Raw genomic sequence first — 13,582 nt, forward strand, 5'->3', positions numbered from 1 at the left:
CCGCCTCTTCCTGCGAAAGGCCGCGCTGGATGCAGTAGAACAGCACGTCCTCGGAGATCTTCGAGGTCGTCGCCTCGTGCTCGAACGTCGCCGAGGAGTTCTTGGCTTCGATGTACGGCACGGTGTGTGCGCCGCATTTGTCGCCGATCAGCAGCGAATCGCAGGCGGTGAAGTTGCGCGCGCCGGTCGCCTTGCGGTGCGCCGTGACGAGACCGCGATAGGTGTTCTGCGACTTGCCGGCGGCGATGCCCTTGGAGATGATCCGGCTCGACGTGTTCTTGCCGAGATGGATCATCTTGGTGCCGGAATCGACCTGCTGGAAGCCGTTCGAGATCGCGATCGAGTAGAACTCGCCGCGGGAGTTGTCGCCGCGCAGGATGCAGCTCGGGTACTTCCAGGTGATCGCCGAACCGGTCTCGACCTGGGTCCAGGAGATCTTGGAATTGGCGCCGCGGCAATCGCCACGCTTGGTGACGAAGTTGTAGATGCCGCCCTTGCCTTCCGAATTGCCGGGATACCAGTTCTGCACCGTCGAATATTTGATCTCGGCGTCATCGAGCGCGACCAGCTCGACCACGGCGGCATGCAGCTGGTTCTCGTCGCGCTGCGGCGCGGTGCAGCCCTCAAGATAGGAGACGTAGGCGCCCTTGTCGGCGATGATCAGCGTGCGCTCGAACTGGCCGGTGTTGCGCTCGTTGATGCGGAAATAGGTCGATAGCTCCATCGGGCAGCGCACGCCCGGCGGCACGTAGACGAACGAGCCGTCCGAGAACACCGCCGAGTTCAGCGTCGCGTAGAAATTGTCCGAGGTCGGAACCACCGATCCCAGATATTTCTGGACGAGTTCCGGGTGCTCGCGGATCGCCTCCGAGATCGGCATGAAGATCACGCCGGCCTTCTTCAGCTCGGCCTTGAAAGTGGTCGCGACCGAAACCGAATCGAACACGGCGTCGACCGCGATCTTGCGGCGCGCGGGGTCTTCCTCACCGACCTTCGGCTCGACGCCCTCGAGCATGGCGACTTCCCGCAAGGGAATGCCGAGCTTCTCATAGGTCTTGAGGATCTCCGGATCGATCTCGTCGAGCGAGGAGACCGTCTTCTTCGGCTTCGGCGCCGCGTAATAATAGAGATCCTGGAAGTCGATCCTGGGATAGTCGACGCGCGCCCAGGTCGGCTCCTGCATGGTCAGCCAGCGCCGATAGGCGTCCAGCCGCCACTGGAGCATCCAGTCGGGCTCGTTCTTCTTCTGCGAGATGAATTTTACGATCTCTTCCGACAGCCCCTTGGGGGCCTTCTCGGTGTCGATCAGGGTCTCAAACCCATAACGATACTGGTCGACGTCGATGCGCTTCACGCGCTCGACCGTCTCTTGTACGGCTGGCATTCCATCCTCCGCTCGCGGTTTCAAGGACCGCGGTGGATCAAACTCGGACTGATATTACGATGTTTCGGTGCTGAAAGCACGGGCTTAGAACCGTTCAAGCCGTGTTTCGTCGCTTAGACCTTAAGTAGGCTATTACCGAGCTTTCGCCAAGCCTCTAACGCCCTGTTGATGTCGTCGGGTCCCGTGGACCAGCCCAGACTGAGTCGCACCGCTCCCTGGGCCACGGTGGCATCGTACCCCATGGCCGAGAGAACGTGGGATGGCTGGACCTTGCCCGAGGAACAAGCTGACCCCGAGGACACGGCGATCCCTTCGAGATCGAAGCCGATCACTGCGGTCTCGGCCTTCAGGCCTGGCGCGGTGAAAAGAACGGTATTGGGTAACCGCTCTACGTCCTCCGAGAAGATCGTCGCACAATTCACAGCACGAACGCCATTTTCCAAGCGATCCCTGAGAGTTACCATTCGCTTCGCATCCTCCGGCAGAGCCTGAAGCGCAGCTTTCACCGCCGCCCCGAAGCCGGCGATGCCCGCGACATTCTCGGTTCCCGCCCGCCGCCCGAGTTCCTGCCCGCCGCCGCGCAGGACGGGCTCGAGCCCGGAGAGCCCCTCGGCGATGACGAGCGCGCCGACACCTTTGGGACCGCCGATCTTGTGCGCAGAAAAGGTCGCAAGGTCGGCGCCTACCGCCTTCATGTTGAAAGCAATTTTGCCAAGCGCCTGGATCGCATCGACGTGCAGCAGGCCGCCGGCCTCGTGGACAATCCGAGCTGCCTCCGCAACCGGCTGGAGCGCGCCGGTCTCGTTATTGGCCGCCATGATCGAGACCAGCGCGGGACCTTCGGCCAGCAACGCTCGGAGATGATCGAGATCGACCGCGCCGGACCGCGTAACATGGATCTGGCCGATACGATCGGCGGGGAACCGGCCACCCACCAACACCGAGGCATGCTCGACCGCAGAGACCAGCAGCCGCTGCACCGGTCCGCCTGACGGGCCGCGCAAGCCGGGCGAGAGCGCCAGCGCATTGGCCTCGGTTCCCGCAGAGGTGAAGACCACGTTCCGCGGCAGCGCGCCCACGGCTCCGGCCAGCGCCGCCCGGGCCTCTTCGACCAGCCGCCGCGCCTCCCGTCCCTCGGCATGGACCGAGGATGGATTCCCGACCAGCTCGTAAGCCACCAGCATCGCTGCGCGCGCTTCACTGCGCAGCGGTGTGGTCGCATTCCAGTCGAGATAGACGCGGCTTGGCATGGCGCCCTCTTAGCACCTTTTGCCATCGCGCCAATCGGCCGCGGCTGCACGTCAGACCGGCTGTTGCCGCGCGATCCCGCCAACGGAACGCGGTTCAAGCCGTAGCCCGAACAACGGACGCAGCCAGCCAATGCGCCGCGCGATCTCGTAGCTGACCAGGCAGGTGAGCGCAGTTCCTGCGATCACGATCGTGGCCTCGCCTGCCGCAGACAGCCCGCTGTCCCGCAGCGCATGCGCGATCACGATGATCGCGGTCTGATGCACGATGTAGAAGGGAAAGATCGCGTCAGTAAGATAGCGGCGCACCGGCCCATCGGCCGTCAAATGGCGCCGCGCAAAGCCGAGCACAGTCGCCATCGCGATCCATTGATAGCAACCATAGGCCGCTCCGGCGATCCATCGCAGCATCGGCGAGCGCGGGAACACGCCGGCGTAGACGAGAACGAAAACCGCAAAGCAAATAGCTGCAAGCATCAGCGCCACCCACCGTTGCCGCTCGAGGTCGCGCCAGATCCCATTCTGGCGCGCGAGCAGGAAGCCGATCAGGAACGCGCTCGCATAGTCGGCGTGGTTGTACCAGTCGCCGAACAGCGCATGCGTCGAAGGGAAGATCGGCGCCAGAAACAGCCGCCAGGCTGAAAACAGCAGGCAAGGCCCCACCAGCAGCCACGGACTGGCAAGCATTGTCGCAAGCCGCTCGCCGATCCAATCCGCAGCCGTCGGCCACAGGCACAGCACGCCAGCCAGGGCCATGGTGTAGACCCAGAGATAGACCACGAACCAGAGATGATTCCAGGTCGGCTGCACGATGCAGGGGCTCGGACAGAACTGCGCGCTGAACGCCAGATAGTGGCGGACGTAGTAGTCGACGAAACCGGCGGGATAGCCGAGGGTCTCGACGATCTGAAGATAGGATTGCGGCGGCACGATCACGAGCATACCTGTCATCAGCGGCACCAAGAGCCGCACCGACCGCGTCCGGGCGAAGGTGCCGAGGCGGACCTTCCCCAGCATGAAGCGGCTCGCGACCCCCGACACCAGGAACAGCAGCGACAGCCGCCAGGGATTGAGCACCAGCATCACCGGCTCGAGCCAGGTCAGCCGGTGCTCGCTCTTGATGTGAAATCCCCAGGACACGTAGAGCATGCCGACGTGGTAGAAGATCAGCAGGGCAAAGGCTAAAATCCGCACCCAATCCAGATCGATGCGCCGTTGCGGGTTTGAGGGTTGCTGTGGTGTTGACATGGGTTTCTGCTCCTTGACGTCTCGACATCAGCGGTTTTCGGGCCATGGCTGACGGCCAAAATGCGCCGGAAACGGAGCGCGTCGAGGCGGTTTGGGATCAGAGCCGGGCGCGAGGGGACGAGGCGTCGCCGTCGGGGACGAGCGGTTGGTCCCGCGGGATCAGTGGCGACTGGACGATGTTGGCGGCAATCGCCGCCATCGCGCTCGTCATCGGCATCGTCAATGCGCTCTCCGGCGCGCAGGACGCCGTCTGGCGCGGCGACAGCTATGACATTGGCCGGCGACTGTTCTGGGAACTGTCGAGCATCGTCGTCATCCTGCTGCTGGTGCCGATCCTGTTGCTATCGGTGCGGCGGATGCGCGAGGCGGCGAGCCCGGCGCCGCGGATCGGTGTCGCCGCGGTCACCCTGCCCGCCTTCTCGGCCCTCCATATCGCCGGCATGGTGGGCTTACGGAAGTTGATGCTCTGGCTCGTCGGCGGCAGCTACGATTTTCATGTCTCGCTTTCGACCGTCCTGTACGAGTTCCGCAAGGATGCGGTGACAGTATTGCTGATCGGGGCAACGCTCTGGCTGATCGAAAGCCGCCGCGAGCTGCGCAAGGCGGCCCGGCAAGCCCGGTCCATGCCGGCCGCCGCGCGGGAGCCGTTGTCCCCTGATTTGATCTGGCTCCGCGACGGCACCAGCCGGATTCGCGTGGCACCGAGTGACATCCTCTGGGTCGCATCCGCCGGCAACTACATCGAATACAGCCTTGCCAATGGGACCCAGCACCTGATCCGGGGAACGCTTGCCGCGACCGAAAGCGAGCTCGCCCGCTTCGCCATCGTCCGTGTGCACCGGACCAGGCTAGCCAATCTCGACCGGGTGAGCGGCGTGGACTTCAAGCCGTCAGGGGATTTCGAGCTCACCTTCGACAACGGGAAAACGCTCGGCGGCAGCCGCCGCTACCGGCCCGCTGTTGCCTTGCTCGGCGGCCCCGCCGCGCCAGCGTGAATCGCCCGTCAGATCACCTGCCAGGCGATAAACAATCGTGATTCCAATTGGTTGTCCTCATAACGACGCCCTTGACCATACCCTGCTTCGATCCCGACCGCGATTGGCGTGACGCCGGGATGACGGGCTAAGCTGTTGAGCCAATTGATAGATGTCGAAGATGCTTGCTTTTTGCCCCGCAGCCTATGTTAGAACGCGCACCGTCAAGTCACCGTGCGCCCTCTGCGCATCACCGCGAGGCGCACGCCTTCTCACCCTTCCATTCGCGCTTCGTCGGCAGCTGCCGCTGAGGCCACAATCGATTGATTGCCAAGGACCAGCCTTCCAGCAAATCAATCCAGAGATCATCGATGCCTGAAGTCATTTTCACTGGCCCCGCCGGCCGTCTCGAAGGCCGCTATCACCCGGCCAAGCAGAAGAACGCGCCGATCGCGATGATCCTGCATCCGCATCCGCAGTTTCACGGCACGATGAACCATCAGATCGTGTACCAGTGCTACTACGCCTTTGCGCATCGCGGCTTCTCGGTGCTGCGCTTCAACTTCCGCGGCGTCGGCCGCAGCCAGGGCTCGTTCGACCATGGCACCGGCGAATTGTCGGATGCGGCGGCCGCGCTCGACTGGGCGCAGACCATCAATCCCGAGGCGCGTGCCTGCTGGGTTGCCGGCTTCTCCTTCGGCGCCTGGATCGGCATGCAGCTCCTGATGCGGCGCCCCGAGGTCGAGGGCTTCATCTCGATCGCGCCGCCCGCCAACCTCTACGACTTCTCGTTCCTCGCGCCCTGCCCGTCCTCCGGGCTGATCGTGCATGGCGAGAAGGACGCGGTGGTGCCGCCGAAGGACGTCAACACGCTGGTCGAAAAGCTGAAGACGCAGAAAGGCATCGTGATCGACCAGCAGATCATCCCCGGCGCCAACCACTTCTTCGACGCCAAGCTCGAGCCGCTGATGGAGACCATCACGGCCTATCTGGACATGCGCCTCGCCAACGTGCGCTGAGGCGCCCGGCTCAAGCCAGCTTGAGCGCGACGATCCCCATCAAGACGAGCGCGATGCCGGCAAGCTTCGTCGCGCTCAGGGTCTCGCCGAACAGCACGACACCCATGACGAAGGTGCCGGCAGCGCCGATGCCGGTCCACACCGAATAGGCGACGCCGACCTCGAGCACCTTCAAGGCGCGCCCGAGCAGGAATACGAAGGCCGCGAGCAGCACGAGCGAGACGATGCTCCAGCCGATGCGCGTGTAGCCCTCCGCATATTTCATCGAGATCGCCCAACCGACATCGAGCGCGCCGGCGATCACCAGCAGCAGCCAGGCCAGGGATGGCGACATTGGCGTTGCGCTCAGGCCGCGAGCTTGAGCAGATGCGCATCGTGGCGGACGAGAAACGCGCGCAGCAATTGCGGGTAGTCCGCGCCGACTGCGGTGCGCACGCTCGGACGCTTCGCCAGCTCCGCGCGCCAAGCGCGGACCTTCGGCACGTCGCGAAAGATGCCGTGCTCGGTCAGCTCGTCGAACAGATCGAAATAGCGGAAGATCGGTGCGAACACGGCATCGACCAGGCTGAATGCATTGCCCGCAAAGAACGGGCCCGTCCCGAGCGCGCCCTCGACACGCGCGAATTTTGCCGTCAGCGCCTGACGCTTGCTTTCGAACGTCGCCGGATCGGTCGTCGTCTCCAGCCCCCAGAGGTCGCCGAGGATCGCCGAGCCGAACTCCATCCAGGCGCGATGCTCGGCGCGCTTCAACGCATCAGCGGGATGTAGCTTGCTCCCTGCCTGTGTCTCCTCGATGTACTCGCAGATCACGTTGCTCTCGAACAATGCGACCTCGCCCTTGTCCGTCGTCACCACCAGCACCGGCACTTTGCCGAGCGGCGAGAGCTCCAGGAACCAGTCGGGTTTATCAGCGAGATCGATGTCGACCCGCTCGAACGGCACGCCCTTTTCGTTCAGGGCAATCACTGCGCGCTGCACGTAGGGACAAAGCTTGTGGCTGATCAGTTTCAGTGAAGCGGTCATGGCAACGATCCCGGCGGTTGGATGCAACGGCATCCAAACATAGATGCAAATGCATGCACTCGTCAAGATCAATGCACTTGCATTAATCGATCCGAGCCTCGGACCATTCGCTTTACGGTCTGGCGATCACCCCGCCCGTCATCGGCATCGGCACCCCCGTCGTGGCGGGATAGGACAGCGGCAGACCCTTCAGGCCACGCGCGGCGAGGAAGCCGAAGGCCTGGGCCTCGATCGCGTCGGAGGCCCAGCCGAGCGCCTCGGCGGCCTCGACGGTCGCCGGTCCCACCCGTTCCCGCAGCATGCGCAGCATGGTGAGATTGCGTGCGCCGCCGCCGCAGACGATCCAGCTTTGCGGCCGCCGCGGCAGCAGCGGGATGATGCGGGCGATCGCCGCCGCGGTGAACGCGGTGAGCGTCGCCGCGCCATCCGCCGGCGCGACGTCGCCAAGCTTCAGGGCGGCGAAGTCGTTGCGATCGAGCGATTTCGGTGGCGGTGCCGCGAAGAACGGCAATTCCAGTGCCCGCGCGATCCAGGCCTCATCCACCTTGCCGAGCGCTGCGAACTTGCCTTCCGCGTCGAACGCCTGGTTCATGGTCCGGTACATGAAATCGTCGAGCAGCGCGTTGCCGGGCCCGGTGTCGCAGGCGATCAGCGTGTCGTTGCCGTCGATATAGGTGATGTTGGAGACGCCGCCGATATTGACGACGACGATCGGCCCTTCGCGTTCCAGCGAATTGGCAAGCGCACGGTGGTAGACCGGCACGAACGGCGCCCCCTGCCCGCCGGCCTCGACGTCGGCAGCGCGGAAGTCGTGCATCACAGGAATATGGATGGCTCTCGCCAGCGCCGCCGCATCGCCGATCTGGACCGTCAGGCGCCGTTCGGGACGGTGCAATACGGTCTGGCCATGGAAGCCGACGATGTCGATCTCTTCCGGCCTCATCCGGTTCTGGGCGACGAAAGCGGCGACCGCCTCGGCATGCGCCAGCGTCACCGCACGCTCGGCCTCGGCCAGGATACCCGGCCGGGCATCCCGTTGCGGCAGGTTCACGGCCTCCGACAGCGCCTGGCGCAGCAGATTGCGCTCGGCCGGGCTATAGGGCCGGTAGCCCGAGGGACCGAACGCCTTCACCTGCTTTCCATCGGTTTCGATCAGCGCGACGTCCACCCCGTCCAGCGAGGTGCCGCTCATCAAACCGAGTGCCGTCAACATCATGGGATCAGCGTCCTCAAAACAGCCTCTCCGGCATGCCGATCTTGTGCCAGAGGGACACATCTTATAATGCCACAGCGCCAAACGGCGGGCAGCAATCGAGTTCCCAGATAAGACCCTTAAATTGCTCCCAAAACAGTAAACCAAGAATTGTTGGGCATGCCGACAGATGACTGCATTTAAATCGGATTTCCTCAATACCCTGCAGGAACGTGGATTCATCCACCAATGCTCCGATTTCGAGGGGCTGGACGCGCTCGCCGCCAAGGGCGAGGCGACCGCCTATGTCGGCTACGATTGCACCGCCCGCTCGCTGCATATCGGCAACTACCTGACCATGATGATGCTGCACTGGCTGCAGCAGTCCGGCAACAAGCCGATCACGCTGATGGGCGGCGGCACCACCATGGTCGGCGATCCCTCCGGCAAGGACGAGACGCGCGCGATGCGCACGATTGCCGAGATCGAGGCCAACAAGGAATCGATCCGCGGCGTGTTCGCGAAGGTGCTGAAATACGGCGACGGCAAGAGCGACGCCGTCATGCTCGACAATGCCGAGTGGCTGACCAAGCTGAACTGGATCGAGATGCTGCGCGACGTCGGCCGGCATTTCTCGGTCAACCGCATGCTGACCATGGACTCGGTGCGCCTGCGCCTCGAGCGCGAGCAGGAGATGAGCTTCATCGAGTTCAACTACATGGTCTGCCAGGCCTACGACTTCGTCGAGCTCGCCAAGCGCACCGGCTGTAAATTGCAGATGGGCGGCTCGGACCAATGGGGCAACATCATCATGGGCGTCGATCTCGGCCGCCGCATGGGCACGCACCAGCTGTTCGCGTTGACGACGCCGCTGCTGACCACCGCGTCCGGCGCCAAGATGGGCAAGACCGCGCAAGGCGCGGTGTGGCTCAATGCCGACCAGTTCTCGCCCTACGATTTCTGGCAGTACTGGCGCAATACGGAGGATGCCGACGTCGGTAAATTCCTGAAGCTGTTCACGACGCTGCCGATAGCTGAGATCAAGAAGCTCGAAGCGCTCGGCGGTTCCGAGATCAACGAGGCCAAGAAGGTGCTCGCGACGGAAGCGACCGCACTGTTGCATGGCCGCGATGCTGCCAACGAAGCAGCCGAAACCGCGCGCCGCACTTTTGAAGAAGGCGCACTCGCCGAAACCCTGCCGGCGGTGGAAATTCCGCGCGGCGAGCTGGAGGCCGGACTCGGCGTGCTCAACGCTTTCGTCAAGGCGGGTCTCGTTGCCTCCAACGGCGAAGCGCGGCGCCAGATCAAGGGTGGCGGACTGCGCGTCAACGACGTCGCGGTCACCGACGAGAAGATGACGCTCTCAGCAGCCAATCTGACGCCCGAAGGCGTGATCAAGCTGTCCTTCGGCAAGAAGAAGCACGTCCTCCTCAAGCCTGCATAGGCGTATGAGCTTTTGATGCTTGTCAGGGCGCAACGAAGCGCGCTCCCTGACAGCCAATGGATCAGAACACGCCCAAGGAAACGTCGGCGAAGGCGGGCAAGGATGGCGTCGCGGCGACACCGCAAGGCGCCGTGCGCATCGCACTCAACGTGCTCGCGCTCTGCTTCACGCTGGCCGTTCTCGGCCGCGGGCTCGGCGACAGCTTTACGGTGTTCCTCAAACCGATCTCAGAGAGTTTTGGCTGGGATCGCGCGCAGATCGTCTCGGTCTATTCCCTCACCTGGCTTGCGAGCGGTCTCACCGCCCCCTTCGTCGGACGGCTGTTCGATCATTCGGGACCACGCATCGTCTATGCGCTCGGCCTTTTGCTGCTCGGCGCGGCGTTCCTGATCGCGGCGCACGCCCAGCATCTGTGGCAGTTCCAGCTCTCGATCGGCCTCTGCGTCGGCATCGGCGTCGCCTTCATCGGCATCGTGCCGAACTCGATCCTGCTCGGCCGCTGGTTCGGACCACGGCTGCCGACCGCGATGTCCGTGGTGTATTCGGCGATGGGCGGCGGCGTGCTGGCGCTGTTGCCGGCCTCGCAGCTCCTGATCGATCACGTCGGCTGGCGCGACACCTACCAGCTGTTCGGCTTTGCAGCCCTGGGGCTGCTGGTGCCGTTGCTGCTGCTGCCGTGGCGGCTGTTCGCTGCGGGCTCGCCGCATGTCGTGAAGAGAAGCGACCCCGACTTCGTCGACAGCGGCTGGACGCTCATCGGCGCGATGCGTCACCACGCCTTCTGGGCGCTGTTCTCGACCTTCTTCTTCACCGCCGTCGGCATGTACAGCATCGCCGCCCAGATCGTGGCCTATCTGATCGATGCCGGCTTCCCGCCGCTGCAGGCCGCGACCGCCTGGGGCTTTTCCGGCGTCGTGCTGGTGTTCGGCATGCTGGGTGTCTCCGCACTCGACGGCATGATCGGGCGCCGGCCCTCGGTGCTCCTGAGCTACGCGATCTCGATCCTCGGCATCGTCCAGCTCTGGCTCTTGCAATACGCGCCGAACATCCTCCTGCTGACCGGCTTCGTCGTCTGCTTCGGCAGCATGATGGGCTCGCGCGGTCCGCTGATCAGCGCCACCGCGATGCGGATCTTCCAGGGCAAGCGCGTCGGCACCATCTACGGCACGATCTCGATCGGCAGCGGCCTCGGCTCGTCCGTCGGCTCCTGGAGCGGCGGCCTGATCCACGACGCTACCCACGGCTACAACGCCCTCCTCGCCTTCGCACTTGCGAGCGTGGTGCTCGGAATGATTCCATTTCTGATTGTGCCGGCCTTGCGGCGCTAGGTCTCCCGGAGGTAACCTGAATTCATTCGTGTTACCGGGGAACTACGGGCCGGGACGACGCGTAGATGCTCAAAAAAATACAGACAACGTGCGGCTGAACCTGCAGCCTGCGGTGTTTTGTCCGACATGACAAAAATGTCAGCGTGAATTGATTTGGCGCAGCTTGCGAGACGGAACCGAATGCGGTTCCTAGTCGTGACATTGGATGGAGGGCACAAACCAATGAACTTTCCCTATCTCTCTCGCTTTCAACCGGTTCTCTTGAGCTTATTCCGCTTCATTACCGGACTGCTGTTGTTCCAGTATGGTGTCGCCAAGCTGTTCAAGTTCCCGATGCTTCCGTACTTCGCCGACATCCCGCCGCTGATCTATGTGGCCGGCACGCTCGAGCTGGTGCTCGGCGCGACGCTGATGCTCGGCCTGTTCACCCGTCTCACCGCGTTCATCCTGTCGGGTGAAATGGCGTTCGCCTACTTCATGGGCCACATGATGAAAACAGGCACGCCCGTGCTCCTGCCGTTGCTCAACGGCGGCACCGCCGCGATCCTGTTCTGCTTCGCCTGTCTCTACATCTCCGCGGCGGGCGGTGGCTCGGTCAGTGTCGATGCGTTGATCGGCAAGGAGAGCGACGCGCCGGACGGCGCCTACGCGCGGCGCTGAGGCGCTCGCAATCGACCCATGTCACGAGATGGCGCTCGGCGGATTGGCCGGCGTCGTCTCAACGAGGGCCCAGCACGTTCCAGATCAGCACGAGAGCTGCGACCAGCAGCACCGACATGATGAGGCGGGGAACGAATCGGTTCATCGCAAGTCCGGCCAGGGGCGAGCGGCACCGCAATCCAAGATCCATTTACCGGCACTCACATACCAGCACGCATCTGCGCGTCGCCGTTTGACTGCACCGTTGTGCATTGGACTGCGAAGCTGCGGGTGCGCGACAGGTGCCCGCACGGCTATCTTCATGATTGGTAAGAACTTCATGCTAGCGATGGGAGCAACAACAAACATGGCGTAGGGGCCTGCGATGAAGCTGCTGAGTCATCTGAAGATCCGCACCAAGCTTGCCAGCATGGTCTGCCTTGCGGCTCTGACAGTCACGGCCATCATCGCGGTATCGGCGTTCCTCAGCAAGAGCCGCATGATGGACGACCGGGTCCAGCAGATGAAGGCCGCAGTCGATCTGCTCCACGGCCTCGCCCAGAGCTTCCAGGATGACGTTGCGGCCGGCAAGTTGACGGCTGACGATGCCAAGCTCCAGTTTCGCCAGCGCGCTCGCAATATGAAGTTCGGCGGCGGCCAGGGCTATCCCGTGATCTACAACCCCGACACGTCGATCCTGGTCAATGGCGCCAATCCGCAGCTCGAAGGCAAGATCACGGGCGCCAAGGATTCGAATGGCGTCATGATCGCCGATGCCCAGCTGAACGCCGCAAAGCAGGCGCCGCAGGGTGGCGTCACCTCCTATCTCTATCCGCGCCCAGGGCAGACCGAGCCTGTCCGCAAGACAGTGTTCGTCCGCGAGTTCACGCCGTGGAACGCGACGATCAGTTACGGCCTCTATGTCGACGACATCGACGCCGATGTCCGCGCGCTGACGATGGAGCTCGCCGCAATCGGCATCGGCTTGATGCTGCTGATGGCGACGCTGTCCTGGTTGATCGCCCGCGACGTGCTCGGCGCGCTCGACCGTCAGAAGACGCGCATGCAGGACATCGCCGAGGGCGCGATCGACAAGCCGGTCGAGGAGACCGACCGCGGCGACGAGATCGGCCGCATGGCCGAGACGCTCGAAGTGCTGCGCCGGACCGCCTTGACGGCACGCACCCTGGAAGCCGAGCAGGTCGCGGCCAAGACGCGCAGCGAGCAGGAGAAGCGCGATGCCCTGATCGCCCTTGCCGACCGCTTCGATGCGTCGGTCGGCCAGCTCGTGGGCATGATGGCCTCGGGCTCGGGCGAGCTCGAAGTCACGGCCAGGTCGATGTCGTCAACCGCCGAGGGGACCAACCAGCGCGCCGCCCTGGTCGGCTCGGCCGCAACCGAAGCCAGCCAGCGCGTCCAGACGGTGGCGGCTGCCGCCGAAGAGCTCTCTTCTTCCATCACCGAGATCAGCCGTCAGGTCACCCAATCGGCCGACGTCACCGGACGCGCGGTGGAAAGTGCGCGCCGCACCGACACCATCGTGCGCGCGCTGTCGGACGGCGCCCAGCAGATCGAGCATGTCGCCGAGTTGATCTCCAGCATCGCTGCGCAGACCAATCTGCTCGCGCTCAATGCCACCATCGAGGCCGCGCGCGCCGGCGAGGCCGGCCGCGGCTTCGCCGTCGTCGCCTCCGAGGTGAAGTCGCTGGCGAGCCAGACCGCGGAGGCGACACGCGAGATCGGCGACAAGATCGCCCAGATCCAGGGCGCCACGAAAGAGGCCGTCGACGCCATCGGCGGCATCACCGCCACGATCGAGGAAGTCAGCCGCATCGCCACCTCGATCGGCGCTGCAATCGAGGAGCAAGGCGCCGCCACCGCCGAGATCGCCCGCAGCGTCTCGCAGACCGCCGACGCCACCAAGGAGGTCACGACCAATATCGGAGGCGTCAGCACGGCAGCCAACGAGACCGGCAATGCCGCCGGCATGGTGCTCGCCGCCGCCTCGAACCTCTCCAAGCATGCCGAGCAGCTCTCGGGCGAGGTCGGCACCTTCCTCGCCGGCGTGCGTGCGGCGTAGCGGG

Annotated in this window: 13 protein-coding genes; 6 read left to right on the forward strand and 7 right to left on the reverse strand. The window is 64.1% G+C overall.

Annotated elements, in window-relative coordinates:
- The 3 genes from sufB to G8O24_RS01395 all read right to left on the reverse strand — a co-directional run.
- On the reverse strand, positions 1–1,384 hold a 1,384-nt coding region (gene sufB / locus G8O24_RS01385; protein WP_188095768.1), incomplete at its 3' end, for a Fe-S cluster assembly protein SufB.
- Between the two features lie 113 nt (positions 1,385–1,497).
- The gene (locus tag G8O24_RS01390) at positions 1,498–2,634 is read right to left on the reverse strand and encodes a cysteine desulfurase family protein (protein WP_188095769.1); all 1,137 of its coding nucleotides are present in this window, start codon (positions 2,632–2,634) and stop codon (positions 1,498–1,500) included.
- A 51-nt stretch (positions 2,635–2,685) separates the two neighbouring features.
- The gene (locus tag G8O24_RS01395) at positions 2,686–3,879 is read right to left on the reverse strand and encodes an acyltransferase family protein (protein ID WP_188095770.1); all 1,194 of its coding nucleotides are present in this window, start codon (positions 3,877–3,879) and stop codon (positions 2,686–2,688) included.
- Between the two features lie 44 nt (positions 3,880–3,923).
- Between G8O24_RS01395 and G8O24_RS01400 the strand changes: the two genes are divergently transcribed.
- Together G8O24_RS01400 and G8O24_RS01405 are read left to right on the forward strand one after the other, a co-directional pair.
- Complete coding sequence (locus G8O24_RS01400; protein ID WP_188095771.1) at positions 3,924–4,874, forward strand: LytTR family DNA-binding domain-containing protein; 951 nt, start codon at positions 3,924–3,926, stop codon at positions 4,872–4,874.
- Between the two features lie 350 nt (positions 4,875–5,224).
- Complete coding sequence (locus G8O24_RS01405) at positions 5,225–5,872, forward strand: alpha/beta hydrolase (protein ID WP_024337874.1); 648 nt, start codon at positions 5,225–5,227, stop codon at positions 5,870–5,872.
- 10 nt (positions 5,873–5,882) lie between these two features.
- Here the strand turns inward: G8O24_RS01405 and G8O24_RS01410 are convergent, their stop codons facing one another.
- The 3 genes from G8O24_RS01410 to G8O24_RS01420 all read right to left on the reverse strand — a co-directional run bounded on the left by G8O24_RS01410 (position 5,883) and on the right by G8O24_RS01420 (position 8,111).
- The gene (locus tag G8O24_RS01410) at positions 5,883–6,206 is read right to left on the reverse strand and encodes a DMT family transporter (RefSeq protein WP_188095772.1); all 324 of its coding nucleotides are present in this window, start codon (positions 6,204–6,206) and stop codon (positions 5,883–5,885) included.
- Positions 6,207–6,217: 11 nt separating this feature from the next.
- On the reverse strand, positions 6,218–6,895 hold the full coding sequence (locus tag G8O24_RS01415) for a glutathione S-transferase family protein (protein WP_188095774.1): 678 nt from the start codon (positions 6,893–6,895) through the stop codon (positions 6,218–6,220).
- Positions 6,896–7,007: 112 nt separating this feature from the next.
- Positions 7,008–8,111: an anhydro-N-acetylmuramic acid kinase gene (locus G8O24_RS01420; protein ID WP_188095776.1), complete on the reverse strand. Its 1,104-nt coding sequence runs from the start codon at positions 8,109–8,111 to the stop codon at positions 7,008–7,010.
- Between the two features lie 166 nt (positions 8,112–8,277).
- On the opposite strand from G8O24_RS01420, the gene tyrS reads away from it, so the two are divergent.
- The 3 genes from tyrS to G8O24_RS01435 all read left to right on the forward strand — a co-directional run bounded on the left by tyrS (position 8,278) and on the right by G8O24_RS01435 (position 11,519).
- Positions 8,278–9,531, forward strand: a complete 1,254-nt coding sequence (gene tyrS / locus G8O24_RS01425; RefSeq protein WP_188095778.1) for a tyrosine--tRNA ligase — start codon at positions 8,278–8,280, stop codon at positions 9,529–9,531.
- 56 nt (positions 9,532–9,587) lie between these two features.
- Positions 9,588–10,859, forward strand: a complete 1,272-nt coding sequence (locus G8O24_RS01430; RefSeq protein ID WP_188095780.1) for an MFS transporter — start codon at positions 9,588–9,590, stop codon at positions 10,857–10,859.
- Between the two features lie 222 nt (positions 10,860–11,081).
- Positions 11,082–11,519 (forward strand): DoxX family protein, encoded by a 438-nt coding sequence (locus G8O24_RS01435; protein WP_188095782.1) that lies wholly within the window; start codon positions 11,082–11,084, stop codon positions 11,517–11,519.
- A gap of 58 nt (positions 11,520–11,577) precedes the next feature.
- On the opposite strand, the gene G8O24_RS45085 is transcribed toward G8O24_RS01435, so the two are convergent.
- Positions 11,578–11,709, reverse strand: a complete 132-nt coding sequence (locus G8O24_RS45085) for a hypothetical protein (RefSeq protein WP_283815473.1) — start codon at positions 11,707–11,709, stop codon at positions 11,578–11,580.
- 174 nt (positions 11,710–11,883) lie between these two features.
- Here G8O24_RS45085 and G8O24_RS01440 point away from each other — a divergent pair, with 174 nt between their 5' ends.
- Positions 11,884–13,578 (forward strand): methyl-accepting chemotaxis protein, encoded by a 1,695-nt coding sequence (locus G8O24_RS01440; protein ID WP_188095784.1) that lies wholly within the window; start codon positions 11,884–11,886, stop codon positions 13,576–13,578.
- Positions 13,579–13,582 lie beyond the last annotated feature (4 nt).

Source organism: Bradyrhizobium campsiandrae (assembly GCF_014529705.1).
GTDB classification, from domain to species: Bacteria; Pseudomonadota; Alphaproteobacteria; order Rhizobiales; family Xanthobacteraceae; genus Bradyrhizobium; species Bradyrhizobium campsiandrae.